At 59.9% G+C, this 26109-nt stretch carries 23 protein-coding genes and 1 other RNA gene; 6 read left to right on the forward strand and 18 right to left on the reverse strand.

The features are described from left to right. Window positions 1-29: 29 nt before the first annotated feature. Entirely contained in the window at window positions 30-1034 is a 1005-nt protein-coding gene (locus FY152_12855; protein ID UXS32939.1) for a D-glycerate dehydrogenase, read from the reverse strand. 174 nt (window positions 1035-1208) lie between these two features. Here FY152_12855 and FY152_12860 point away from each other — a divergent pair, with 174 nt between their 5' ends. Beyond that, window positions 1209-1748 carry an SH3 domain-containing protein gene (locus tag FY152_12860; GenBank protein ID UXS32940.1) on the forward strand — a complete coding sequence of 180 codons (540 nt, stop codon included), beginning with the start codon at window positions 1209-1211 and terminating at the stop codon, window positions 1746-1748. Here FY152_12860 and FY152_12865 read toward each other — a convergent pair. Then, window positions 1741-2733 carry an adenosine kinase gene (locus FY152_12865; protein ID UXS32941.1) on the reverse strand — a complete coding sequence of 331 codons (993 nt, stop codon included), beginning with the start codon at window positions 2731-2733 and terminating at the stop codon, window positions 1741-1743. The genes FY152_12860 and FY152_12865 overlap by 8 nt on opposite strands. A 488-nt stretch (window positions 2734-3221) precedes the next feature. Here FY152_12865 and FY152_12870 point away from each other — a divergent pair, with 488 nt between their 5' ends. Then, the gene (locus FY152_12870; protein UXS32942.1) at window positions 3222-4166 is read left to right on the forward strand and encodes an AEC family transporter; all 945 of its coding nucleotides are present in this window, start codon (window positions 3222-3224) and stop codon (window positions 4164-4166) included. 17 nt (window positions 4167-4183) lie between these two features. On the opposite strand, the gene FY152_12875 is transcribed toward FY152_12870, so the two are convergent. From FY152_12875 to rimP, 9 genes are all read right to left on the reverse strand, one after another. Next, the gene (locus tag FY152_12875; GenBank protein UXS32943.1) at window positions 4184-5200 is read right to left on the reverse strand and encodes a class I SAM-dependent methyltransferase; all 1017 of its coding nucleotides are present in this window, start codon (window positions 5198-5200) and stop codon (window positions 4184-4186) included. 176 nt (window positions 5201-5376) lie between these two features. After that, window positions 5377-7524 (reverse strand): polyribonucleotide nucleotidyltransferase, encoded by a 2148-nt coding sequence (pnp, locus tag FY152_12880; GenBank protein ID UXS32944.1) that lies wholly within the window; start codon window positions 7522-7524, stop codon window positions 5377-5379. Window positions 7525-7791: 267 nt separating this feature from the next. Further along, window positions 7792-8061 carry a 30S ribosomal protein S15 gene (gene rpsO / locus FY152_12885; protein UXS32945.1) on the reverse strand — a complete coding sequence of 90 codons (270 nt, stop codon included), beginning with the start codon at window positions 8059-8061 and terminating at the stop codon, window positions 7792-7794. A 224-nt stretch (window positions 8062-8285) separates the two neighbouring features. Next, window positions 8286-9233: a tRNA pseudouridine(55) synthase TruB gene (truB, locus tag FY152_12890; protein UXS32946.1), complete on the reverse strand. Its 948-nt coding sequence runs from the start codon at window positions 9231-9233 to the stop codon at window positions 8286-8288. Between the two features lie 3 nt (window positions 9234-9236). Beyond that, window positions 9237-9653 (reverse strand): 30S ribosome-binding factor RbfA, encoded by a 417-nt coding sequence (gene rbfA, locus FY152_12895; protein UXS32947.1) that lies wholly within the window; start codon window positions 9651-9653, stop codon window positions 9237-9239. 275 nt (window positions 9654-9928) lie between these two features. Further along, window positions 9929-12676, reverse strand: a complete 2748-nt coding sequence (gene infB, locus FY152_12900; protein UXS32948.1) for a translation initiation factor IF-2 — start codon at window positions 12674-12676, stop codon at window positions 9929-9931. Window positions 12677-12778: 102 nt separating this feature from the next. Then, the gene (locus tag FY152_12905; GenBank protein ID UXS32949.1) at window positions 12779-13480 is read right to left on the reverse strand and encodes an RNA-binding protein; all 702 of its coding nucleotides are present in this window, start codon (window positions 13478-13480) and stop codon (window positions 12779-12781) included. After that, a complete protein-coding gene (nusA, locus tag FY152_12910; GenBank protein UXS32950.1) occupies window positions 13477-15093 on the reverse strand; it encodes a transcription termination/antitermination protein NusA in 1617 nt (538 codons plus the stop codon). The genes FY152_12905 and nusA overlap by 4 nt, the downstream gene beginning before the upstream one ends. A gap of 63 nt (window positions 15094-15156) precedes the next feature. Next, window positions 15157-15753 carry a ribosome maturation factor RimP gene (gene rimP, locus FY152_12915; protein ID UXS32951.1) on the reverse strand — a complete coding sequence of 199 codons (597 nt, stop codon included), beginning with the start codon at window positions 15751-15753 and terminating at the stop codon, window positions 15157-15159. A gap of 288 nt (window positions 15754-16041) precedes the next feature. On the opposite strand from rimP, the gene FY152_12920 reads away from it, so the two are divergent. After that, a complete protein-coding gene (locus tag FY152_12920; protein ID UXS32952.1) occupies window positions 16042-17670 on the forward strand; it encodes an MFS transporter in 1629 nt (542 codons plus the stop codon). Window positions 17671-17854: 184 nt separating this feature from the next. Here the strand turns inward: FY152_12920 and FY152_12925 are convergent, their stop codons facing one another. Then, complete coding sequence (locus FY152_12925) at window positions 17855-19120, reverse strand: lytic murein transglycosylase (protein UXS32953.1); 1266 nt, start codon at window positions 19118-19120, stop codon at window positions 17855-17857. A 34-nt stretch (window positions 19121-19154) separates the two neighbouring features. Next, window positions 19155-19760, reverse strand: coding sequence for a recombination protein RecR (recR, locus tag FY152_12930; protein UXS32954.1), 606 nt, complete (start codon window positions 19758-19760; stop codon window positions 19155-19157). 37 nt (window positions 19761-19797) lie between these two features. Here recR and FY152_12935 point away from each other — a divergent pair, with 37 nt between their 5' ends. Continuing rightward, window positions 19798-20433, forward strand: coding sequence for an MOSC domain-containing protein (locus FY152_12935; protein UXS32955.1), 636 nt, complete (start codon window positions 19798-19800; stop codon window positions 20431-20433). 57 nt (window positions 20434-20490) lie between these two features. Here the strand turns inward: FY152_12935 and FY152_12940 are convergent, their stop codons facing one another. The 3 genes from FY152_12940 to ffs form a co-directional block, all read right to left on the reverse strand. Further along, window positions 20491-20814, reverse strand: a complete 324-nt coding sequence (locus tag FY152_12940; protein UXS32956.1) for a YbaB/EbfC family nucleoid-associated protein — start codon at window positions 20812-20814, stop codon at window positions 20491-20493. Between the two features lie 24 nt (window positions 20815-20838). Then, window positions 20839-22713, reverse strand: coding sequence for a DNA polymerase III subunit gamma/tau (locus FY152_12945; protein ID UXS32957.1), 1875 nt, complete (start codon window positions 22711-22713; stop codon window positions 20839-20841). A gap of 80 nt (window positions 22714-22793) precedes the next feature. Then, window positions 22794-22890, reverse strand: an RNA gene (gene ffs, locus FY152_12950) — signal recognition particle sRNA small type. A gap of 65 nt (window positions 22891-22955) precedes the next feature. Here ffs and FY152_12955 point away from each other — a divergent pair. Next, window positions 22956-23384, forward strand: a complete 429-nt coding sequence (locus tag FY152_12955; protein UXS32958.1) for an HIT domain-containing protein — start codon at window positions 22956-22958, stop codon at window positions 23382-23384. Further along, a complete protein-coding gene (gene nudC, locus FY152_12960; GenBank protein UXS32959.1) occupies window positions 23384-24346 on the forward strand; it encodes an NAD(+) diphosphatase in 963 nt (320 codons plus the stop codon). Before FY152_12955 ends, nudC begins: the two co-directional genes overlap by 1 nt. Window positions 24347-24361: 15 nt before the next feature. Here the strand turns inward: nudC and FY152_12965 are convergent, their stop codons facing one another. Continuing rightward, window positions 24362-25225 carry a prephenate dehydratase gene (locus tag FY152_12965; GenBank protein ID UXS32960.1) on the reverse strand — a complete coding sequence of 288 codons (864 nt, stop codon included), beginning with the start codon at window positions 25223-25225 and terminating at the stop codon, window positions 24362-24364. 11 nt (window positions 25226-25236) lie between these two features. Then, window positions 25237-25992: a 3-deoxy-manno-octulosonate cytidylyltransferase gene (locus FY152_12970; protein ID UXS32961.1), complete on the reverse strand. Its 756-nt coding sequence runs from the start codon at window positions 25990-25992 to the stop codon at window positions 25237-25239. Window positions 25993-26109: the final 117 nt, after the last annotated feature.

A 26109-nucleotide genomic window follows, 5' to 3' on the forward strand; every position in this document is an offset into this window, starting at 1 on the left:
ACGATCAGACAGGCCTTGTCTGAGCCGGTTCAGTTCCGCCCCGGCAGCACCCGGTTCGGCGGGCGGTGACCGTCGAACAGCGTGCGGATGTTGATGATGACCTTGTCCCCCATTTCGATACGGCCTTCGATCGTCGCAGAGCCCATATGCGGAAGCAGCACGACCTTGCCTTCCTTGGCGAGCTTGATGAGCTTGGGGTTTACGGCAGGCTCGTTCTCGTAGACATCGAGACCGGCGCCGGCGATCTTGCCTTCACGCAGGCACTGGATCATCGCCGCTTCATCGATGATGTCGCCACGCGCGGTATTCACGATGTAGCTGGTCGGCTGCATCAGCGCCAGCCGCCGTGCCGAGATCAGGTGATAGGTCGCGGGCGTCGAGGGGCAATTGACGGAGACGATATCCACCCGCGCCAGCATCTGGTCGAGGCTGTCCCAATAGGTCGCCTCAAGCTCCGTCTCGGTGGCCGGATTGACGCGTTTGCGGTTGTGATAATGAATGGAAAGCCCGAAGGCCTTGGCACGCCGCGCAACCGCCGTTCCGATGCGGCCCATGCCGACAATGCCGATGCGCTTGCCGGAAATGCGCCGCCCGAGCATCCAGGTCGGCGACCAGCCCAGCCATTCGTCCGCACCATTGGCGAGCACGCGTGTGCCTTCGATCATGCGGCGCGGCACGGCCAGCGCCAGCGCCATGGTAATGTCGGCGGTATCTTCGGTCAGCACGTTGGGGGTGTTGGTGACGGTAATGCCCTTTCGGGCGGCGGCGTCCACATCCACATGGTCGATGCCGTTGGAAAAGCTCGCAATCAGCTTCAGCTGCGATCCGGCCTTCTCGATCATGGCGGCGGTGATGCGGTCGGTGACGGTGGGCACCAGAACGTCGACCCGCTGCATGGCGGCCACAAGCTCGTCTTCGCTTCGCTGCGTATCATCGATGTTCAGTTCGGCATCGAACAGTTCACGCATTCTGGTTTCGACGACGTCAGGCAATTTGCGGGTGATATAGACTGTCGGTCTCTTCTTGTGGGTCATCGTTTGCCGCTGCCTTGTTCAGAAGTCATTAACCAGAAAGAGCGATAATTTCTTTCAATCAGGGCGTTTCTACCAGACCCACCGGCGAAGACAAACAAATCTCGCTGAAGCTTGAGGCATGTGGAAACGAGCCTCCTCGAATATCATCCGGTTTGCAGAAGGCGGGAAACGGAAATGGGCATGCGCAGTGTGGTTTCTATCGTTTGCATTGCATTGTCTTTGGGCCTCCTTGGCGCGGCGACCGAAGCCATGGCGCAGGGGGCTGCCAAGGGCGCAAGCGGCCTTCCCCTGCCGCGTTTTGTCAGCCTGAAATCCAAGCGTGTCAACATGCGCATCGGACCCAGCACGGACTATGCCGTATCCTGGATGTATATGAAATCGGGCATGCCGGTTGAAATCATCCAGGAATATGAAAACTGGCGGCGTATCCGCGATGCCGATGGCACGGAAGGCTGGGTCAATCAGGCCCTTCTTTCCGGTGAGCGCACGGCCGTTGCCGCCCCCTGGATGCGCGGCAAGGGCAAGGACGTCTATGTGAACATGCGTCGTGACGCGCAGTCAGGCGCTGCCGTCATCGCGCGGCTGGAGCCGGGCGTCGTCTTCAGGATTGGCGAATGTAATGGTGACTGGTGCCGCGCCGAGGCCGGTCAGGCCTCGGGCTGGGTGTCGCAGGGTGAAATCTGGGGCGCTTACCCGGGCGAGGCCTTTAAATAAGGCCGTGTTTTGCGCCCAGAACCTTCAGGGATGACATGGGGCGTGGCCCGACCTGTTGAATAACGGCGGCGGCTGCCAGGCAGCCGAGCTTGCCGCACTCTTCCAGAGACCGGTCCTGCGTGTAGCCGAACAGGAAGCCGGCGGCGAAAAGATCGCCCGCACCCGTCGTATCAACGACGTCATGCACCGGATAGGCGTCCACTTTCACGCGTTCCGTACCGCGCAGGATTACGGCGCCTTCTTCGCTCATCGTCACGGCTGCGATCTTGCAATCGGCTGCGATTTTCGTCAGCGCCAGCTCGAAATCCTCGGTTTCGTAGAGCGAAAGCGCTTCCTGCTTGTTGGCGAAAACAATGTCCACCGTGCCGGAGCGCATCAGATCGAGAAATTCTTCACGGTAGCGGCCAACGCAGAAACTATCTGACAGTGTCATCGAGACTTCGCGGCCGTTCTCATGCGCAATGCGGGCGCATTCGCGAATGGCGTCCTTGGCGCGCGGCGGATCCCACAGGTAACCTTCGAAATAGGTGACCTTGGTCTGCGCCACGACGTCGTCTTCCACGTCCTCCGGCCCGAGATCGACACAAGCGCCGAGATAGGTGTTCATCGAACGCTCGCCGTCTTCGGTCACGAAGATCATCGAACGGGCGGTCGGCGGAAACGTGCCTTCCGGTTTCGTTTCGAAATAAACGCCCTGCGCGCGGATGTCGTGCTGGAAGATTTCTCCGAGTTGGTCTTCGGCCACCTTGCCGAAATAAGCGGCCTTGCCGCCGAAATTCGCCACGCCCGCTGCCGTGTTGCCCGCACTTCCGCCGGAGGCTTCAAGCGCCGGTCCCATCAGCGAATACAGCAACTCGGCCCGTTCCGCATCGATGAGGTTCATTGCGCCCTTGGTAATGGCATTGTCATTCAGGAACTGATCATCGCAGCGGGAAATGATGTCGACAATGGCATTGCCGACAGTCAGTACGTCGAATTTCGTCATAGGCCTATCCGGTTGGCGGTGGGTATTTCCAAATGGTCTTAAACATTTCTGGCTTCAAGAAAAGCCCATGGGGGAAATATGCCGTTCTCCACGAGAGAAGGCGACGCGTCATTTGCCTGTAATATGGTTAAGCTATCACTCCGGTCAGAGCAAAAGGTGTGTGAATGCGTACCTGAATGGCAGACATGAGGTCTTCCGGCTCCACCGTTATCTCCGCCACGGATGTACTGGCGGCATATAACGGATATGACAAAAGGCGGGGGAAACCCCGCTTTTTCTTTTGGTCCATTGCTTCGGGACTAGAAAATCATACGAGGTAGCGGAGAGGCGCTTTAAGCAAAAAGCGCCCTACAATTTATGCTTCGATAGCATAAAGGTTCTGCCGTATTGCATGAAAACAAGGCGGCGTAACGTTTTCGCGATTCCATTCCCCCGGAAAACGCTCTAAAGCGGAGTATCTCCCGCAAAGCCGCGAAAGCTTTCCCTCCATGTCTGCCGTTGCCGCGAACGTCGCTCCCATTTTCATTCTCATCCTGATCGGCTGGCTTACCGTCAAGGCTGGTCTGTTCAGGGCCGATGCCGGCGAGATTCTCAGCGATTTCGTGTTCAAGATCGCCGTGCCGACCCTGATCTTCCGCACGCTCGCGGAAGCGAATTTTCACGGCGCATCGCCTTTTCGCCTATGGCTCACATATTTTGCGGGTGTCGCCGTGACCTGGACGGTCGGGCATATCGTCACGCGCTATGTCTTCAAGCAGGATGTCCGCATCGCCGTCATAGCCGGCATTTCCTCGGCCTTTGCCAATAATATCTTCATCGGCCTGCCGCTCGTCGGGCGCTCCGTGGGGGATGAGGGGCTGGTCGCCCTGTCCATTCTGCTTGCCATTCACCTGCCGGTCATGATGATCGCTGGCACGATCCTGATGGAGAACGCCACGTACAAGGCGGTTGGCGGCGAAAAGCGCAGCATGGTTGCGGTCTTCAAGCAGGTGGGCCGCAACCTCGTCACCAATCCGCTGGTGATCGGACTTTTCATCGGGCTTTCAACCAATGTTTCCGGTGTGACGCTGACGCCAATCCTCAAGACCGTGGTTGATCAGATCGCCTCCATGGCGGGACCGGCGGCACTCATCTCGCTCGGCATGGCGCTGACGAAATACACCATTCGCGGCAATCTCGGGATCGCCGTTACCATGACGGTTTTCAAGCTGCTGCTTCTGCCCGCCTGCGTGTGGGCCATGGGCCACGGGCTCGGTCTAAGCCGGGAATGGACGGCCGCACTGGTGCTCACCTCTTCCGTGCCGACGGGGGTGAACGCATGGCTGATCGCCAACCGCTTCGGTATCGGCCACAGCGTTGCGGCCTCCACCATCAGCATTTCCACGGCGACCGGTGTTCTTTCCGTGTCGCTGTGGGCATGGCTGTTGAGCTGATTAGTCCGCCGAACTGATTATTTCTGGGCGCTCAGGATCTTGAAGCGTGCGTTGCGGCATACCTCGCCACTGGTGCGGAACTCCGCCGCGAGCACCGGCTCATAGGGCATGCCGCGATTGGCAACCATCAGCAGCTTTCCACCGCTGCGAAGCGCGCCCGCCGCAGCCTTGATGAAGGCCTGACCAAGGGCGGGTTCCGCCGCCTGTCCCGCCGCGTGGAAAGGCGGGTTCATGATGATCAGGTCGTATTTTTCCTTCGGCGGTTCGTTTGCCAGATCCTGCCAGAAGAAGCGTGCCGTCAGCCGCGGATTATTCTCGAGAAGATTGGTCTTGGCGAATTCGAGCGCGTTCCAGTCGGCTTCGAAAAGATCGATGCGGGCCGTGCGCGGCGATTTTTCTGCCAGCATGACCGAGAGATAACCCCAGCCTGCACCGAAGTCGGCAGCATTGCCGTCAAAGTCGGTCGGCAGGCGCGATGCGAGAAGCTCCGAACCGTCATCCACCCGGTCATGGGAGAACATGCCAGGCAGGGCGGTGAAACGGCCCGCTACCGTGGCGGCATGCTGGGCAAGCTTTGACACGGCGGATGACACATCGTCCGGCCGTCTGAACCAGACGGCGACGCCGTGATATTTCGGCGTCGATTCCGCTTCGATGCCAAGCTTTGCAAGCGTCTTGCGCAGCGTCAGAATACCGTCTTCCTTCGATCCGGCAGCGACGATAAGGCCGCCGGCCTTCACGCGCGAAAGTGTTTCGGCGACGCGGTTTTCGTTCTCACCGCGATGTTTGCCGCACAGCAACAGCGCTGCATCGTAGTCCTCGCCCGAAACATCCGGGGTGACCTCTGCGCCCTGAGCCTGCAAGGCCCGGTAGAGCGGCCTCAGATGCTGGACCGCGACGATCTCCGCATCAAAACCCTCCAGCCGTGGGCCGGCTTCTGCTCCCAGAAACAGAACGCGTTCGCCCTCTTTCGGCATGTCGAGCATTTCTGCGGCAAAGGGATGGAAAAGGGTTTTGACGGCGTCACGGCTCATTGGAGCGTCCTTAAGATCGAGCATTTCCAGTAAAATTGCATCGCGGTTTTACGCCCGGAAAATGCGTAAAAACAAATAAGTAGAGCGCTTTCGCGTTTCGGAGAAAGACGGAAACGCTCCAATAGAAAAAAGGCGCGGGCAAAACCCGCGCCTCGATAGAATATGGCGGCGCGGCCTTATTCGGCAGCGGCTTCGCCGTCTTCCTTCTTCTTGTCGGCGGCGATTTCCTGGCCGGTTGCCTGGTCGACAACCTTCATAGACAGGCGAACCTTGCCACGCTCGTCGAAGCCCATCAGCTTCACCCAGACCTTGTCGCCTTCCTTGACGACGTCAGAGGTCTTGGCGACACGCTCGGAAGCGAGCTGCGAGATATGAACGAGGCCATCGCGGGCGCCGAAGAAGTTGACGAAAGCGCCGAAGTCAGCGGTCTTGACGACCGTGCCTTCGTAGATCTGGCCGACTTCCGGTTCTGCAACGATCGAGTGGATCCACTTGCGGGCCGCTTCGATTTCCTTGCCGGAAGACGAAGCAATTTTGACGGTGCCGTCATCCTCGATGTTGATCTTCGCGCCGGTCTTTTCGACGATTTCGCGAATGACCTTGCCGCCCGAACCGATGACTTCACGAATCTTGTCGACCGGAATGTTCATCACTTCGATGCGCGGTGCGAATTCGCCGAGCTGGCCACGGCTCTCGGTGATGGCGTTGGCCATTTCGCCGAGGATGTGCTTGCGGCCACCCTGTGCCTGCTCCAGAGCGATCTTCATGATCTCTTCGGTGATACCGGCGATCTTGATGTCCATCTGCAGCGAGGTGATGCCGTCGGCAGTACCGGCGACCTTGAAGTCCATGTCGCCGAGGTGATCTTCGTCACCGAGGATGTCGGAGAGAACCGCAAAGCGCTCGCCTTCAAGGATAAGGCCCATGGCGATACCGGCAACCGGCTTTGCCAGCGGAACGCCGGCGTCCATCAGTGCAAGCGAGGTGCCGCAAACCGTTGCCATCGACGAGGAGCCGTTGGACTCGGTGATTTCGGAAACGACGCGCAGCGTGTAGGGGAACTGTTCCGCAGTCGGCAGCATCGGGCGGATAGCGCGCCATGCGAGCTTGCCGTGACCGATTTCGCGACGACCCGGGGAGCCCATGCGGCCTGTTTCACCGACCGAGTAGGGCGGGAAGTTGTAGTGCAGCAGGAAGCGTTCCTTGTACATGCCGGTGAGGCTGTCGACATACTGCTCATCTTCGCCGGTGCCGAGGGTCGCAACAACGATCGCCTGGGTTTCGCCGCGGGTAAAGAGTGCCGAACCGTGGGTGCGCGGCAGAAGGCCGACTTCCGAGATGATCGGACGAACGGTCGACAGGTCGCGGCCGTCGATGCGGCTCTTGGTGTCGAGAACGTTCCAGCGAACGATCTTGGCCTGAAGGTGCTTGAAGACGGCGCCGATTTCTTCCGGGCTGTACTTTGCTTCGCCTTCTTCCGGCAGGAAGTGCGCCTTCACCTTTGCCTTGACCGCGTCGACGGCGGCGTAGCGGGCAGCCTTCTCGGTGATCTTGTAGGCATCGCGCAGTTCGGCTTCGGCGAGCGCCAGCATTTCGTTTTCGAGCGCGGAGAAGTCTTCCGGTTCGAATTCGCGGGGTTCCTTGGCGGCAACTTCGGCGAGCTTGATGATCGCGTCGATAACCGGCTGGAAGCCCTTGTGGCCGAACATGACGGCGCCGAGCATGATGTCTTCGTTGAGTTCCTTGGCTTCCGATTCAACCATCAGAACAGCGTCGGAGGTGCCGGCGACAACCAGATCGAGCGTGGATTCTTCCATCTCGTCGAGATGCGGGTTCAGAACATATTCGCCGTTGATGTAGCCAACGCGCGCGCCGCCGATCGGACCCATGAACGGGATACCGGAAAGGGTCAGCGCAGCCGAAGTGGCGACCATCGACAGAATGTCCGGGTTGTTTTCCAGATCGTGCTGGATAACGGTAACGACAACCTGCGTGTCGTTCTTGTAGCCCTCAGGGAAAAGCGGGCGGATCGGGCGGTCGATCAGGCGCGAAACCAGCGTTTCGTTTTCGCTCGGACGGCCTTCGCGCTTGAAATAACCGCCGGGGATCTTGCCAGCCGCGTAGGTCTTTTCCTGATAGTTGACGGTCAGCGGGAAGAAGTCCTGGCCGGGCTTCGGAGACTTTGCGGAAACCACGGTCGCGAGAACCATCGTCTCGCCGTAGGTTGCGATGACGGCGCCGTCAGCCTGACGGGCAACCTTGCCGGTCTCGAGCTTCAGCGGGCGGCCTGCCCATTCGATTTCCACGGAGTGTTGATTGAACATATCTTGTCCTTGTTTGTACTTGCCCGCCTTGTGGGGGCAAAGAACGACGCAATCACGGGCAAGACAGCCGGAGGCTTTCAACGTGCAAGCATCCGGCAATCCTGCCCCATGACAGGTCTGCGGTTGAAAAGGTCGCTCCGGCCCATCCGGGGCTGCCTTATCGTCCGGGGGCCATAGCTGTGGCAAACGCCCGGAAATTATGATGACCTTGAAAAGGTCAGATATAAAAACCGGCGGGTATCTTTGCGAAACCCGCCGGATAAGGTTTTAGCGGCGAATGCCGAGAGCACCGATCAGCTTGCTGTAACGGGCTTCGTCCTTCTTCTTCAGGTAGTCGAGAAGCGAACGACGGCTCGAAACCAGCGTCAGAAGGCCACGACGGGAGTGGTTGTCCTTCTTGTGGTCCTTGAAGTGACCGGTGAGGTTGTTGATCCGCTCGGTCAGGATAGCGACCTGAACTTCCGGAGAACCGGTGTCGCCTTCCTTCGTTGCATATTCCTTGATGAGGGCGGCTTTGCGCTCTGCAGTAATCGACATCGGACGATCCTTTCTATTTTAAGGAAAATGGGACGCCTGGAGCCGGGATGTCGTCCAGCTCAGGCCATTCGGCAGCAAAGGCAAAGCCCAAGCTGGCGCTGCCTATAAACTATTCCGGGTACAATTGAAAGAGGCGATTGACTGCGCCTCCCCGAGCGTTTCCCGCAAAAGTGTGAAGCGGATTTCCGCCCGGAAACGCGTAAAACAAATAGATGGAGCCCGTTTCAGCCGAAAACCCGCTTCGGCCGGAACTCGCCTTCACCGATCTCGCCGATGGCGACCAGCTTGCCATGTGCGGTCGCATAGGCTTCCGGATGATTGGCCGGCGCATCACGCCCGCGCAGCAGGATGGGGTTGCCCATCTTCAGCCGGTGGGCCTGATCGTCATTGATGATGAGGCGGGGAAGGGCGGAAAGCGCCTCAGCCGTGTCGATCAGATAGGCATCCAGCGCTTCCAGTCGCTCGTCGCGATCCTCCACGGCTTCAAGCGCCTTCAGGGTTTCGAGAGGCACCATCATGTCTTCGCCGAAGGGGGCGACCATGGTGCGACGCAATTGCGAAATATGGCCGTAGCAACCGAGATCATGGCCCATGTCGCGCGCCAGCGCCCGCACATAGGTGCCCTTACCGCATTCCACTTCGAAATGCGCGGTATTGGCGTCCGGGCAGGCAAGCAGCGTCAGACGGTGGATTTCCACTTCGCGTGCTGGAATTTCCACCGTCTCGCCGTCGCGCGCCAGATCATAGGCGCGCTCGCCGGCGATCTTGATGGCGGAGAATTGCGGCGGTGTCTGCTGGATCACGCCGGTATAATTGGGCAGAAGATCGCGGATCGCCTGTTCATCCGGGCGTTGATCGGAAGAGTTGACCACCTCGCCTTCGAGATCGTCAGTTGAGCGCTGCTCGCCCCAGGTGACGGTAAATTCGTAGATTTTCCGGCCGTCCATCACATAAGGCACGGTCTTGGTCGCATCGCCAAGCGCAATCGGCAGCATGCCAGACGCCAGCGGATCGAGCGTGCCGGCATGGCCCGCCTTCTGGGCGTTGAACAGCCATTTGATCTTGGAAACGGCCTCGGTGGAGCCAAAATCCAGCGGCTTGTCGAGAATGAGCCAGCCGGAAATCGGGCGGCCCTTGGGTTTGCGGTTTTGCTGTTTGCGTGGTTTGGACATGCTTCAGTTCTGTTCGTCGTCTTTTTCGTTTGAAGGTCCGAGATCGCGCTGCACCTCCGGTGACCGCAGGAGTGCGTCGATCTTCTGGTAATTGTCGAAACTCGTATCATCACGGAAACGCAGTTCCGGCATGTATTTCATCTGCCGAAGCTGCGGGCCAAGGCGGCCGCGCATGAACTTGGCATGACGATTGAGTGCATCGATGATGCCGGTGTGATCGGCAACGCCAAGCGGCGTTACGTAGGCCGTCGCGATCTTCAAATCGGGCGACATACGCACTTCCGATATCGAAATGACGGTCTTTTCAATAAGATCGTCGCGAACTTCGCCGCGTTGCAGGACTTGCGTCACGGCCGCGCGAACCTGTTCGCCGACGCGCAGCATACGCTGCGAGGGAGCCGATGATGTTGCTTTTGCCATTTCTTTTGCCCCTGCACATCTCCCCCCAATCTTTTTCTGTCGAGGAGGGTGTGTGCAAATCTAGCGCATAGGTCCGAAAATCGAAATCGATTTCCGATGCGAACGATGCGCAGTTTCAAAGTGTTAGAGCGTCCTGACTGCGTCTGAGACGACCAGCGGCGCTCTGGTGTTACGGCGACCTTTGCACGCTTCGAGTGATTGAGGGCGCTATAAACAATCGAGCGCCGGCTTGCCGGCGCCCAATTGCGATTTTTATGTATGTTTCAACCGGACGCTTAGAGCGTTCTGGTGATGTGCTCGACGCGGAAGCACTCGATGATATCGCCTGCGCGGATATCTTCGTAGTTCTCGAACGCCATACCGCATTCCTGACCGACCGGCACTTCTGCCACTTCGTCCTTGAAGCGCTTGAGCGTCTTGAGCTTGCCTTCGTGAATGACGACGTTGTCGCGAATGAGACGGACGCCTGCACCACGTTCCACCTTGCCTTCGGTGACGCGGCAACCCGCGACCTTGCCGACCTTGGTGATGTTGAACACTTCGAGGATTTCCGCGTTGCCGAGGAAGGTCTCGCGACGCTCCGGCGACAGCAGGCCCGACATCGCTGCCTTCACGTCATCCACCAGATCGTAGATGATGTTGTAGTAGCGGATCTCGATGCCGGCGCGTTCGGAAGCCGTACGTGCCTGTGCGTTGGCGCGAACGTTGAAGCCGATGATCGCGGCGTTGGATGCCTCGGCAAGCGAGATATCCGATTCCGTGATGGCGCCAGCGCCCGAGTGAACGATACGAGCGCGGACTTCGTCGGTGCCGAGCTTGTCGAGCGAAGCGATAATGGCTTCGACCGAACCCTGCACGTCCGCCTTGATGACCAGCGGGAATTCCTTCATTCCCGAAGTCTGCAACTGGCTCATCATCTGTTCCAGCGAACCGCGCTGGCCCGTCTGACGTGCGACAGCCTTGTCGCGTGCCAGACGCTGGCGGTACTCGGAAATCTCGCGAGCACGGCTTTCGTTTTCGACAACCGCGAAACGGTCACCGGCAGACGGCGTACCGGAAAGACCGAGAACCTCGACAGGCATGGCCGGACCGGCTTCCTTGACGTGTTCACCCTTGTCGTTGACGAGGGCACGAACGCGGCCCCACTGGTCGCCAGCCACGATGATCTGACCAGGCTTCAGCGTACCCTTCTGCACGAGAACGGTGGCAACGGCACCACGGCCGCGGTCGAGTTCCGCTTCGATGACGGTACCTTCTGCGGTACGGTTCGGATCCGCCTTGAGGTCGAGAATTTCAGCCTGCAGCAGGATCGCTTCAAGCAGTTTGTCGAGACCGAGCTGTTTCTTGGCGGAGACTTCCACGTCAAGCACTTCACCGCCCATGGATTCCACGAACACTTCGTGCTGCAGAAGCTGCTGGCGAACCTTTTCAGGGTTTGCTTCGTGCTTGTCGATCTTGTTGATCGCCACGATGATCGGCACGTTGGCCGCCTTGGCGTGATTGATCGATTCAATCGTCTGCGGCATCACGCTGTCGTCAGCGGCAACCACCAGAATGGCGATATCCGTCGCCTGTGCGCCGCGGGCGCGCATTGCCGTAAAGGCGGCGTGGCCGGGGGTGTCGATGAAGGTGATCTTCTGGCCGTTCTTTTCGACCTGATAGGCACCGATATGCTGGGTGATGCCACCGGCTTCGCCAGCAACAACATTTGCCTGACGGATGGCGTCGAGCAGCGAGGTCTTGCCGTGGTCGACGTGACCCATGATGGTGACCACCGGCGGACGGGAAACCATCTCACCTGCGTCGTCAGCCTGGTTGAAGATACCTTCTTCAACGTCGGACTCGGACACGCGCTTGACGGTGTGGCCGAACTCGACGGCGATCAGTTCCGCCAGATCGGCGTCGATCACGTCGCCCGGCTTCATCATCTGGCCTTCCTTCATCAGGAACTTGATGACATCGACGGCGCGCTCGGACATGCGCTGCGACAGTTCCTGAATGGTGATGGTTTCCGGCAGGATCACTTCACGCATGACCTTTTCGCGGGTTTCCTGCATCTGGCTGCGGCGGAATTTCTCCTGACGGCGGCGCATGGATGCCATGGAGCGGCCACGCGGCGTGCCGTCTTCATCCAGATTGGACGAGGTGACGGTGAGTTTGCCACGACGGCGTTCTTCTTCCGTCTTCAGGCGGGCAGCGGGCTTGGCCGGAACCGGAGCCGCAACCTTGCCGCGGGCCGGAAGGCTGCTGCCGCGACGCGCACCACGATCGTCCTCGTCGTCACCACCGGTACGCCGCCCGCGCGGAGCGACAGCGTCAGGCGTGCCAGGAGCGGAACGGGGAGCGGCGGCTGCAGGCTGAGGACGGGCATCGGCGCGTGGCGCCGGTGCTGCGGCCTGTGCCGGCTTTTCATCGGCCGGTTCGGATTTTGCTTCAGCGGCCGGCTGGCTTGCCGCCACCTTTGCGGCTGCAGCTTCCTCGATGGCGCGGCGTGCTGCCTCTTCCTTTTCGGCGGCGATGCGCTGTTCTTCCTCGACCTTGCGGCGTGCTTCATCTTCAGCGCGCTGCTTGGCTTCCACGACATCGCGGGCTTGCGCTTCCATCAGAGCGCGGCGACGGGCTTCCATCTCGCCGGCGGACAGGTCGTGCAGAACGTTGCCGCGCGGGCGGTCAGGCTGACGCTGCTGAGGTGCTGACGAGCCGGGACGCTGCTGCGACTGGGACGAACCCGGACGCTGCTGCTGGCCGCCTGGCTGGTGAATACGCGGCTGGGGAGCCTGCGGACGCGGTGCCGAAGGCGCCGGAGCTGCTGCTACCGGCTTCGGTGCTGCCACGACAGGCTGAACCGGCTTCTCGTCTTCAGGACGTAAGGGGCGGCGCTTGCGTGTTTCCACGACAACCGCGTTTGTGCGACCTCGACCCATGTCCTGCCGCACGGTGCCCTGATTCATCCCGCCCGGTTTCAGGGTAAGAGTCTTCTTGGCCGGCGCATTGAGTGTCTTGTCGTCGTTGTTGTCGGTCATTCCGTTCCCGTTCCTTCGGACGAAAACCGGATGACGTCCATCAGGCCTCGTCGTTCAATTGCTGCATCGGAACGCGGCGACCGTTCATGTTCGGTAACCGCGTCATTGTTCTGTCCGGGCAGCGTCGCGTTCCGCCTGAGATCGACCGCCAAGACGGTACTGCTCAAGCATCTTTGCGCGCTTCACTACACCCTCACCCGCCTGCCCCGCAAGCGCGCAAGCATGGATAAAAGCATTCTGGCCCATCAACTCGTCCATTTCGGCTCCGCTGAAGAGCCGGAAGGACGGAATTTCATTGCCGGCATCGCTGCCGAGCGCCCAGGCCTTGCGAGCCTGGTCCAGTTTTCTCACGCCGTCGGCCGCAGCATCGGTGGCGTGGAACACGGCAATCGCGTTCCCGGACCGGACGGCGGCATCGACCTTCGTTGCGCCGCTGATGAACTGGCCCGCCTTGCGTGCCATGTTCATCATTCCCGCAACCTGCTGCGCCATCAGCCGGTCAAGAAGAGCAAGAAGCTCCGGCCCGGCCTTGACGTCACGTTTGAGCGCCCGTGCGAAGAGCTTCTTCGCAATGGCTTTCTCGATCAGGGCGCGCTCGGGTGTTACCCAGCAGCCGCGCCCCGGCAATTGGCGTTTCAGATCCGGAACGACGTTACCATCCGGCCCTGCGACAAAGCGGATCAGCTCGTCCGGCGATCCGCTTTGCCGTGTCGCAATGCACATACGTCCATTGACGTCGCCCTTGAGCCGCCCGTCCTCATCGGTTTCGGGCAGCTCGTCAGGCTCATGCGCCTGCGATATCATTCCTGTTCGGCGGTATCCGCCTCCTCGGCAGCTTCGAGATCAGCTTCCTCTTCGGAAGCGAGCTCCTCGGCGGTGATCCAGCCTGCCAGAAGACGGGCCTGCACCACCATGTTCTCGGCTTCGACGCGCGATACGTCGAGCTTGGAGAAGATACCTTCGAACTTCTTCGTCTCGCCGTCCTTGCGCTCGCTCCAGCCGACCAGATCGTCCGCAGCGCAGCCGGCAAAGTCTTCGATGGTCTTGATGCCGTCTTCACCCAGCGCAACCATCATCTGCGAGGTCAGTCCGTCGATCTGGCGAAGCTCGTCGGTAACGCCGAGTTCCTTGCGCTTGGCATCCATTTCGGCTTCCAGGCGTTCCAGATATTCGCGAGCGCGGGTCTGGATTTCATCGGCGGTGTCTTCGTCGAAGCCGTCGATCGAGGAAATTTCGTCGAGATCGACATAAGCAAGTTCTTCGACCTGCGCGAAGCCCTCGGAAGCCAGAACCTGGCCGACCATCTCGTCGACGTCGAGAGCGTCCATGAAGAGGGCCGTGCGCTCGTTGAATTCCTTCTGGCGGCGCTCGGATTCTTCCTGCTCGGTCATGATGTCGATATCCCAGCCGGTCAGCTGCGATGCCAGACGAACGTTCTGGCCGCGGCGGCCGATGGCGAGCGACAGCTGCTCGTCGGGAACCACCACTTCGATACGCTCGGATTCTTCATCCAGAACGACCTTGGCGACTTCCGCCGGCTGCAGGGCGTTGACGATGAAGGAAGCCGGCTCCTGGCTCCACGGAATGATGTCGATCTTTTCGCCCTGCAATTCGCCGACGACGGCCTGAACGCGCGAACCGCGCATACCGACGCAGGCGCCAACCGGATCGATCGACGAGTCGTTCGAGATAACCGCGATCTTGGCGCGCGAACCGGGGTCACGGGCAACCGACTTGATCTGGATGATGCCATCGTAGATTTCCGGCACTTCCATGGTGAAGAGCTTCACCATGAACTGCGGGTGGGTACGCGACAGGAAAATCTGCGGGCCGCGCTGCTCGCGGCGAACGTCGTAGACGTAAGCGCGAACGCGGTCGCCGTAGCGCATGTTTTCCCGCGGGATCATCTCGTCACGACGGATGATGCCTTCGCCACGGCCGAGATCGACGATGACATTGCCATATTCGACGCGCTTGACGGTGCCGTTGACGATTTCGCCGATGCGATCCTTGAACTCGTCATACTGACGGTCACGCTCGGCTTCACGAACCTTCTGCACGATCACCTGCTTGGCGGACTGTGCAGCGATACGGCCGAAATCCATCGGCGGCAGCGGGTCGGCGATGAAGTCGCCGAGCTTGGCGTCCGGGTTGCGGTCGCGGGCAAGCTCAAGCGGGATCTGGGTCGAATAATCTTCGGCTGCCTCGACCACTTCCAGAAGACGCTGCAGGCGGATTTCGCCGGTCTTGGAGTTGATGTCGGCGCGAATATTGGTTTCCGAACCATAGCGCGAGCGGGCGGCTTTCTGGATAGCGTCGGCCATTGCGGCAAGCACGATTTCGCGGTCGATGACCTTTTCGCGCGCCACAGCATCGGCGATCTGCAGAAGCTCAAGCCGGTTAGCACTCACTGCCATTTTTCTGTCTCCGTAAGTCGCAAGTTGCGTTGGTGGCCCTTATTGTCGGGCTTTGCGTTGGAATTAGTCTTCGTCTGCTTCGTTTTCGTCGTTCTGGTTTGCGGCGGCGGCCTTGGCCGCCTTGTCTGCCCGCAGCGCATCACGAATAAGATCGTCCGTCAGAATGAGCTTCGCATCGGAAAGCGCGCTGAACGGAATGATGACTGTCGGTTCTTCGCCATAGGCGATCTGGTCGCGTTCCAGCTTGAAGCCGTCCGCATTGACCTCGACGATCTTGCCGCGAAACCGCTTGCGGTTCTCGACCAGAATGGAGGTTTCGACCTTCACCAGATGACCCTGCCAGCGGGTGAAATCCGATTTACGAACCATCGGCCGGTCGATGCCGGGCGAGGAAACTTCGAGATGATACGCTTTATCGACCGGATCTTCCACATCAAGAACCGGTGAAATCGCCATGGAGATGGCTTCGCAGTCCTGAACGGTCATGGTGCCGTCTTCGCGCTCGGCCATCACCTGAAGCGTCATGCCGTTCTGGTTTGAGAGCCGCACGCGCACCAGAAGATATCCCATGCCCGTCAAAACGGGCTCGATGATCTCGGCGATACGCTGGTCGATGCCCGTTTCGGTTATCAGTCGCGGTTCATATGCGGTGTCTGCCATCTGGCCTTCCGGTCTTTGATTTTCACCGGGCGCTGAAGCCCGTGGTTTCCGGTTCGCCTAACGAAAAAGAGCGGAGCCTTGCGGCCCCACTCTTCATCAAGCGATCAAGAATTTCAGTGGTCATATAGACCCATCGGGGCAGGATTGCAAGGTTTTCGCAGGCAGCCCCGCCTCAGGAATGCCCGCGGCCATATTTTCACCCTTACCGTGTCGGAAAGGCTGGCATGATTGTCGGCACTGTCTATAGTTGCCGTCTGATAAATCGCAGTTGCATTAAGTGGACTGATCGTGCCTGACCGTAAATCGCCACTCGCGCCTTTAAGGCATTTGACTTACAGACGAATCTGGATCGCCAGCCTTGCCTCGAATTTCGGCGGACTGATCCAGGCGGTGGGCGCCGCTTGGATGATGACGTCGCTGTCGAGTTCCGAAAACATGATCGCGCTGGTGCAGGCCTCCACCTCGCTGCCGATCATGATGTTCTCGCTGATTTCAGGCGCGCTGGCCGATAGTTTTGATCGTCGCCGCATCATGATTTCCGCCCAGCTGCTCATGCTGACGGCTTCGATCCTTCTTACGGTTTTTGCATGGTCTGGTTGGCTCACGCCCTGGCTGCTGCTCTTCTTCACCTTCATGATCGGCTGCGGTACCGCGCTCAACAATCCTTCATGGCAGGCTTCCGTCGGCGAAATGGTGCCGCGAGAGGATTTACCCGCCGCCGTGACGCTGAATAGCGTCGGCTTTAACATCACCCGCAGCGTCGGCCCGGCCATCGGCGGTATCATCGTTGCGGCCGCAGGCGCCGCCGCTGCATTTTTCGTGAATGCGCTCAGTTATTTCACCCTGATCTACGCGCTGTTTCGCTGGCAGCCGCCCAAATATGCCTCAACATTGCCGCGCGAACAGCTTCTCGCCGCCATTTCGGCTGGCATGCGTTACGTGGCCATGTCGCCCAATATCGGCAAGGTGCTGGTGCGCGGCTTTCTCTTCGGTCTCTCCGCCAGCGCCATCCTCGCTTTGATGCCGATCGTCGCCCGAGATCTTGTGGAAGGTGGCCCGTTGACCTACGGCGTCATGCTGGGTGCATTTGGTGTTGGCGCCATCGGCGGTGCGCTCATCAGCGCCCGGCTGAGGGAAGTCATGTCCAGCGAATGGATCGTGCGCGTCGCCTTTTTAGGCTTCGCCTTCAGCTCCGGCGTGACGGCAATCAGCACGAGCGCGATCATTACGTCCCTTGTCCTGACGGTTGCCGGTGCCTGCTGGGTTCTGGCGCTTTCGCTGTTCAACACCATCGTCCAGCTCTCCACCCCGCGCTGGGTGGTTGGTCGCGCGCTCTCGCTTTACCAGACGCTGACCTTTGGCGGCATTGCGGTGGGCAGCTGGCTGTGGGGTGAACTCGCGGAAGATTACGGCATTTCCTACTCGCTTCTCTGTTCCTGCGCGCTGATGCTGCTTGGCGTGGTCGTCGGCCTCAAGCTCGCCATGCCCGCCTTTGCCTCGCTCAATCTCGATCCGCTCAACCGCTTCGTGGAGCCGCCGCTGAGGCTGGATATCAAGCCGCGCAGCGGACCCATCGCCATTCTGATCGACTATGAAATTCACGACGAGGATCTTGGCGAATTCCTGCCGCTGATGGCCGAGCGCCGCCGTATCCGCATCCGGGATGGTGCCCGCAACTGGAACCTGATGCGCGATCTGGAAAACCCCGATATCTGGACCGAAAGTTATCATGTGCCGACATGGGTGGAATATGTTCGCCATAACCATCGCCGCACCCAGGCGGATGCCGAAGCCTGGGACCGGTTGCTCGAGCTTCACCGCGGCAAGACACGGCCACGTGTGCACCGGATGATCGAGCGGCAGACCATTCCGCCGACCGACGATATCTTCCACAAGCCCCATACCGACCAGCATTAAGAGGCTGGGAGAGGCAGAAACGGGCCAGGTAAAAAGGCTATTGGGTCCTTGCCATAACCCTCGACGTCATCCTCGGGCTTGTCCCGAGGATCCAACCACGTATCGTTAAATCAATCGGTTGCAGATGCTCGGGACAAGCCCGAGCATGACGTCGGAGAGGTTTTCCGACGTCGCCGGTAACGTGCTATTTCAGCTTAGCCTTCAGGCCTGCATCTGGAAAACACGTCGGTGAGAGCCCGTTCTTGGCCTGCCAGTCGCCGAGTGAGCGGCGCGTCTTGAAACCGGCCAGCCCGTCCGCCTTGCCGACATCGTAACCCTTGGCCACGAGCGCCTTCTGCATGGCGAGAACATCGGAGCGCAACATCGATCCAACATTGCCCCATTCACCCTTGAACGGGCCCGCCCCATGGGCGATGCGGTCGGCGAGATTGCCGATGAACAGCGCATAGAGGTCGGAATTATTATATTCCTTGATGACGTAGAAATTTGGCGTCACCACGAATTCCGGCCCGTGCCGTCCGGCCGGCACCAGCATCATGCCATCGGCGGATAGGTCATTGGACGGAAAGGCTTTTCCGGAAATGCGGGTAATGCCCATCTTCGCCCAGTCTGCCACCGGCCGGGCAAGATCAGGGCCCTCCTGTGCACAGGAGACATTGGCCGGGATCGAGACTTCGAAACCCCAGTCGCGATTGCGCTGCCAGCCGCGCTGGGAAAGATAGTTCGCTATGGATGCCAGCGCGTCCGGCACGGAATTCCAGATATCGCGATGGCCGTCGCCATCGAAATCCACAGCATATTTGAGATAGCTCGACGGCATGAATTGCGGCTGGCCGAGCGCACCGGCCCAGGAACCCATCATGCGCGAGGCTGCGATATCGCCGCTTTCGACGATCTTCAGCGCATCGATCAGCTCGGTGCGGAACATCTCCTTGCGGGTGGACATATAGGCTTTCGTTGCCAGAACATCGACCACCGAATGCGGCAGTTTTGCCCGGCCGAAACCGGATTCGCGGCCCCAGATCGCAACGATGATATCGCCGGGCACGCCGTATTTCGCCTCGATCCTGCGCAGCGTCGCCGCATGGGTGGCGGCAAGCGAACGACCGGTGCCGGCCAATCCCTGCAGCCGTTTTTCGGAGAAATAGGCGCCCGGCGAGGAGAATTCCGCCTGACTCTGGCTCTGCTCCTTCGGGGGCTTCTGGCCGGGAATGACGAGATCAGGCAGGTTCCAGCTAATGGAAAGACCGCTGAGAGTGGCCTCAAGTGTTTTCTGCGATATGCCGGCTTTGCGGGCTTCCGGCCAGATTTCCTTTTTCAGCCAGACGTTAAATTCGGCGTCGTATCGGGCTGCGGCTGCACCTGTCGGTACCGACTGCGCAAAAGCCGTCGTCGCTGAAAAAACGGAAAGAAGTGCAGCCAGTGCCTTCGGGGCAAAATGGTTTCGCATTCGGTCTCCTCTTTGAATGACGGGGAGGGAGGCTTCAGATCGTCGTGCGGGCCCTGAGTGCCGCCGTTAACGTGCCCTCGTCGAGATAATCGAGCTCACCGCCCACCGGCACGCCATGCGCAAGCCGGGTGATCTTGATACCGAGATCGGAGAGGCGGTCGGTAATGTAATGGGCGGTCGCCTGTCCTTCCACCGTCGCATTGACGGCGATGATGAGCTCGCGGATGCCGCCGACGCTGACGCGGTCGATCAGGCCCTTGATGTTCAAATCCTCCGGCCCGACGCCGTCGAGCGGCGACAGCGTGCCGCCGAGAACGTGATAGGCGGTGTTCATCGCGCCGGCCCGCTCCAGTGCCCACAGATCCGACACGTCTTCCACCACGATGATGACCGACTGGTCGCGCCGCTCGTCGGTGCAGACAGTGCAGGGGTCGATTGTATCGACATTGCCGCAGCAGGAGCAGATCTTCACCTTGTCATAGGCCTCGCCCATCGCATGGCCGAGAGGCCCAAGAAGCTGTTCCTTCTTCTTGATGAGATGCAACGCCGCCCGCCGCGCCGAGCGGGGGCCAAGCCCCGGCACTTTTGCCAGAAGCTGGATCAGTTTTTCGATTTCGGGACCGGTGACTCGTTTTGCCATGAGCGTTTTCTACTGCATAAATCGGGAAACGGGAATCATGAAGCGCAAAGGGCAGTCCATGAAAATACGGGCGGTGTGCCGGGGCGAGGCAAAAAGCCTGCCGGGAAAGACGATGAAGACGGGTATCTTCAAGCATCCCGTTCACGGCCCGGTCATGGTTGACGCGGAAGGCATCGTCAGCGACGCCGTCTGCAATCGCAAACATCACGGCGGCCCGGATCAGGCGATTTACGTTATGGGGTCCGTCGATCTCTATTTCTGGTCGCACTCGCTGGGCTTTGTCGTCGAAGCCGGGTTTTTTGGCGAAAACCTTGTTCTTGATGGCGTCGACAGCGCAAAACTCCATGTCGGCGACAGGTTCTTGGCCCAGGAAGTCGTGCTGGAGGTAACCGCCGCCCGCATTCCCTGCGCCACTTTGTCGGCCCGCATCGGCGATCCCGATTTCGCACCGCGTTTCCGGCAGGCGGGCCAGCCGGGTTTTTATTGCCGGGTGCTGAAAGGCGGAATGTTCGCCGCCGGGGAGGATATCGCCTTCGAACCCTATCAGGGAACGAAACTGCCGATACCGACCATTCTCCAGCGCTTCCGTCCCATGCAGCTCACCATGGCTGAACGCGCGGCCTATCTCGAAACGCCGCTTGCAAGCCGGTTCCGCGCGATGCTGGAAGCCTAGACCCTGTCTTGACGCGAGGACGGCGTGCGTCACGCCATCCTCTTCGGTCGGATTATATCAGAATGGGAATTTCATGCCGGGCGGCAGCGGCAGACCCGCGGTCAGGCCGGCCATCTTTTCCTGCGCCTGTGCTTCGCCCTTTTCCTTGGCGTCCTTGTGGGCAGCCACGATCAGGTCTTCGAGGATTTCCACCTCGTCTTCCTTGAACAGCGAAGGATCGATTTTCAGGCCGCGCATTTCGCCCTTGCCATTGAGAATGACGGTCACGAGACCGCCGCCAGCCCTGCCTTCGACTTCAAGGGCGGCGATTTCTTCCTGCACCTTCTCCATCTTGGACTGCATTTCCTTGACCTTGCCCATCATGCCCATGATGTCACGCATGTGCCAAACTCCTGTTCTTTTTGTTTAAAACTCGATGTCGTCGCCGGGAAGGATGTCGCCTTCGCTCGATTCGGCAACCGATGGCGGCGCGATTTCTTCCGCCTCATCCTGTACGGCGGCGCGAATGCGCACGTCAGTGATTTTTGCGCCGGGAAACTGCGCCAGAATGGCGGCCACGTCGGGGTCCTGACGCGCATCGACAAGACGGGCATCCCGGGCATTGCTTTCGGCTTCAACAAGGGTCGGCTCGCCCTGTTCCTTGCTGAGGCTGACGATCCAGTGGATACCGGTCCATTCCTTGAGCTTCACGCCAAGCTCACCCGGCAGAGAGCCCGGCGCGCCATCGCCGAGGCGCATATCAAGCCGGCCGGGTTCCAGCCGCACCAGACGTACAAAGCCGCGTACCTTCGCCCGCATGACGGGATCGCGGTTCTTCTGGCAGAGATCGGCAATATCCTGCACCGAATTGACGGGAACCTTCGGCTCCGGCCGCTCTTCGGTTTTTGGTGCCGCGACCTGCATCTCCTGCGGGCGGCTGTCCGGAACGGCGCGCAGCACGGCGGAGGTTTGCGGTGTCGTCTGGCGCTGGGCGGGAAGATCGAGAGGTCTTCCCGCGGCCACGGCCTGTCCTGACGAATAGGCGCGCGCACCGCCGCCATTGCCGCCGCCCGAAGGTCCGCCATTGGCGTAACCGCCGTCGCCGTTCGAGAGCTCCAGCAGGCGCCGGGCAGCATCTTCCGGAGCCGGCAGATTGGCGGCATGCGAAAGCCGGATCAGCACCATTTCGGCCGCACCGGCCGGGCGCGAGGCATTTTCCGTTTCCGGAATGCCTTTCAGCAGCATCTGCCAGATGCGCGAGAGTGCGGTTACCGCAATCGTCTCGGCAAATTCGGCGCCGCGCACGCGTTCGATCTCGGAAAGCGAGGGGTCTTCCGCCGCGTCCGGCACATATTTCATGCGGGTGACGAGATGGGTGAAATCGGCAAGGTCGTTGAGCACAACGACAGGGTTTGCACCCGCCTCATATTGCCCGTTGAATTCCGAAAGGGCGGCCGCGACATCGCCTTTGACGACGTGCTGGAAAAGATCGACGATACGTGCACGGTCGGCAAGGCCGAGCATGCCGCGCACCGCTTCCGCCTCCACGCGCCCGCCGCCGTGGGCAATCGCCTGATCGAGCAGGGAAAGGCCGTCACGCGCAGAACCTTCGGCAGCGCGGGCGATCATCGACAGCGCCTGCGGATCGGCTTCGAAACCTTCCTTGCCGGCAATGGCGGTGAACAGGCCGACCAGATCGGCGGCGCTGATGCGGCGCAGGTCAAAGCGCTGGCAGCGCGACAAAACGGTGATCGGAACCTTGCGGATTTCGGTGGTTGCGAAGATGAATTTCACATGCTCCGGCGGCTCTTCCAACGTCTTCAGAAGACCGTTGAAGGCCTGCGTCGAGAGCATGTGCACTTCGTCGATGATATAGACCTTGTAGCGCGCCGAGACCGGGCGATAACGCACCTGTTCGATGATCTCGCGAATATCGTCGATGCCGGTATGGGAGGCGGCGTCCATCTCGATCACGTCGACATGCCGGCCTTCCATGATCGCCTGACAATGTTCGCCGGGGATACGCAGGTCGATGGTCGGCTTGTCGATGATGTCGGTCTTGTAATTCAGCGCGCGGGCGAGAATGCGCGCCGTGGTCGTCTTTCCCACGCCGCGAACGCCGGTCAGCATATAGGCCTGCGCGATACGCCCGGTCTCAAACGCATTGGTCAGCGTGCGGACCATCGGCTCCTGGCCGACCATCAGATCGGAAAAATCCTTGGGGCGATATTTGCGCGCCAATACCCGGTAGCCGGTCCCGACCTGGGATTCGCTTGATGTGGTGGGTACGGTGTCGCTCATTGCCTCGCCAGTTTGTTTTGCCAGTTGTCTTGGGGCGCTGAACTGGCCCGGCGAAAGCTGAGCACGTCTTTTAAAAAAGGGTGGGAGGCTGGCACGGCGACCCGTGCCGGGCTCGTTAGGGCTGCTTCCTTCCGGACCTGACCCGGTTGGCGAGTGGCTCGTCCACCACCAACCTCCCGGGGCCACATATCGGCAATATCGAAAGCAAATGCAAGCCAAGCCTTCAAAAAACTGCTATCACAATGAAAACAAACATGGAGGACACCTTGGAGACATTCCGGCTGGACGACAGACTGGCGCGCGACAGCGTGCTTGTGACGCGTTTGGGACTATGTGAACTGCGTTTGCAAAACGACAACCGCTGGCCCTGGCTGGTGCTGGTGCCGCAGCGAGACGGCGTCAGTGAACTATTCGATCTCACCCCGCTTGATCAGGCCGTGCTGACATTCGAGACCAATCTCGTCGCGTCTGCCTTGAAAGAAATCACCGGAGCCACCAAGATCAATGTCGGTGCTTTGGGCAATATCGTCCGGCAGCTTCATGTCCACATTATCGCCCGCAATGAAGGCGACACCTGCTGGCCGGGTCCCATCTGGGGTCACGGAACGCCTGTGCCCTATGCCGCGGGCGAAAAGGAAAGTTTGATGAAAAAAATCTCCGGCGCGCTCTGATGATATCAATGAAAATTTTTGAAACCACTGCCCCCCATCCCGAAGCAAGCCTGCTGACAGCCTTTTCCAAGAACGCCCTCGACCGTTTTGCCGAAAAACGGTCGGAAGAGTGCGTTGCCGATGCGCTGAAGGTCGATGGCACCCATATTTTCGCTTTCGCTGGCAACCGGCTTGTCCTGAAGCATGACGAACAGGTCATCGACCCCCTGTTTTCCGCTTATGAGCTGGCTGAACTGCAGCCGGATTTCGACAATGCCGTGCTGCTCGGATATCGCGAAACCGGCGAGCCGAGAATTGCGGTGCCGGTCGCCGTTGCCGAGGATCAGCTGGCGAGCCACTACAAGCTTGCCGACGCCCGCACGCTTTATCGCGACCATCTTCTCGATGAGGAATTGCTGAGCGAGGTTGCCCAGGCCGTCAGCCTTACCCACTGGAACGCCGACAATCGCTTTTGTGGAAAGTGCGGCGGCACCATGGAACTGCGCATCGGCGGCTACAAGCGTATCTGCGCCGCCTGCAACCACACGATTTTTCCCCGCACCGATCCCGTCGTCATCATGATGACGATCGATATCGAGCGTGATCTTTGCCTGCTTGGCCGTGGTGCGCATTTTGCGCCGGGCATGTATTCGTGCCTTGCCGGTTTTGTGGAGCCGGGCGAAACCATCGAGCAGGCCGTCCGCCGCGAAACGCATGAGGAATCCGGTGTCGAGATCGGCCGCGTGCGTTACCACGCCTCGCAGCCCTGGCCGATGCCGCACACGCTGATGATCGGCTGTTATGCCGAGGCACTGTCTTTCGATATTGCCCGCGATGAGATCGAACTGGAGGATTGCCGCTGGTTCACACGGGCGGAAGTCGCCAAGATGCTGGAGACGGCAACGGGTGAGGGCTTTTCCGCGCCTCCCGGCGGCGCAATCGCGCACCGTCTGATGCGCGACTGGGTGGAATGGACGAAATAATCGCGTTCGGCAGGCTCAACCCTGGTTGAGCTTGCCGCGCATCGCATGGCCCTTGTAGACGCCGAGAATGCGGACTTTTTCGGAGAAGAAGCGCAACTCGTCCAGCGCATGCCGCACCGGCTCGTCGTCGGGATGGCCTTCAATATCGGCATAAAACTGCGTTGCTACGAATTTGCCGCCGAGCTGGTAGCTTTCCAGCTTCGTCATGTTGATGCCGTTTGTCGCAAAGCCACCCATGGCCTTGTAGAGCGCAGCCGGAATATTGCGGACGTTGAATACGAAAGTCGTGACGATGATTTCGTCAGGGGATTGACGCTTGGCCCAATTCTCATCGCGGGAAAGCACGACGAAGCGGGTGACGTTGTTTTCCGAATCCTCGACATTTTCAGCCAGAATATCGAGACCGTAAAGATCGGCGGCAAGACGCGGCGCCAAGGCTGCCATGCTGCGGTCGCCCTTTTCGGAAACCTGCTTGGCGGCGCCCGCTGTATCGCCGGCAATAACCGGCTTCCAGCCGTTGGAGCGGATGATCTTGCGGCACTGGCCAAGCGCGTGGATGTGGCTGTGGACGGTGCGGATCTCGTCTTTTTTCACGCCCGGCATCACCATCAGCTGGAAGCGGATCGGCATGAAATATTCACCGATGATGTGAAGGCGCGATTCCGGCAGCAGGTGATGAATATCCGCAACGCGGCCGGCCAGCGTGTTCTCGATCGGGATCATGCCAAGATCGGCTTCGCCGTTTTCAATGGCGTTGAAGGCGTCCTCGAAGGTCGGGCACGGCAAAGGCTCCATGTCCGGGAACATGTCGCGGCAGGCCATGTCGGAATTCGCGCCGAATTCGCCCTGAAAGGCAATGCGTTTTGTGCTCAAGGTCATGGGACTGTCCGTTAGAGGGGTCTGCTTGCAAGAATGGTACGGGCTTTTTCCAGATCGTGCGGCGTATCGACGCCAAGCGGCACGGAGCGGACGATTTCAGCATCGATGCGCATGCCGGCTTCCAGTGCGCGCAGCTGTTCCAGCCGCTCGCGTTTCTCCAGCGGCGATGGCGGAAGGCTCACGAATGTCTCGAGTGCTGCGCGGCGATAGGTGTAAAGCCCGATATGGTGATAAAGCGGCCCGTCACCGTAAGGCGCGGTCGCGCGGGTAAAATAAAGCGCGCGCAATCGCGTCTCGGAAAGCGGGCTGCCGACGACTTTCACGACGTTCGGATTGGTTTTTTCTTCCTCGTCGGTGATTTCGACCGTCAGCGTCGCAATGTCGACGGCAGGATTTTCCAGCGGGCGCAGCGAAGCGCGGATTGTTTCCGCCTCAATCGTCGGAAGGTCGCCCTGAACATTGATGACATATTCGGCCTTGCCATAGGGGTCGGCCTTCTGCAAAGCCTCGAAAATGCGGTCAGAACCGGACTGGTGGTCGTCGCGCGTCATCATCACATCGAAACCGGCATTTTTCACGGCCGAAAAAACCTGTTCGTCATCCACCGCGACGACGATTCGCTCGGCCCCTGCTTCACGTGCCCTCAGCGCAACCTGCACGATCATCGGCTTGCCGCCAATGTCCGCGAGCGGCTTGCCGGGCAGGCGTGTGGATGCCATCCGCGCCGGTATGAGGACGACAGCTTTCTCGAAATCCCGATTCTTCATCCGACACCCTTCAAATCCCGCCCGAAAAGTGTCAAAACGTCACGGTGTGGGGAGCATTATTCAAGTTGCGCAGGCTGTGCAAAAGCCATAGCTTTCGAGCAATTTCAAGATGCCCGT

The sequence above is a fragment of the Agrobacterium tumefaciens genome (genome assembly GCA_025560025.1).
Classification (GTDB): Bacteria; Pseudomonadota; Alphaproteobacteria; order Rhizobiales; family Rhizobiaceae; genus Agrobacterium.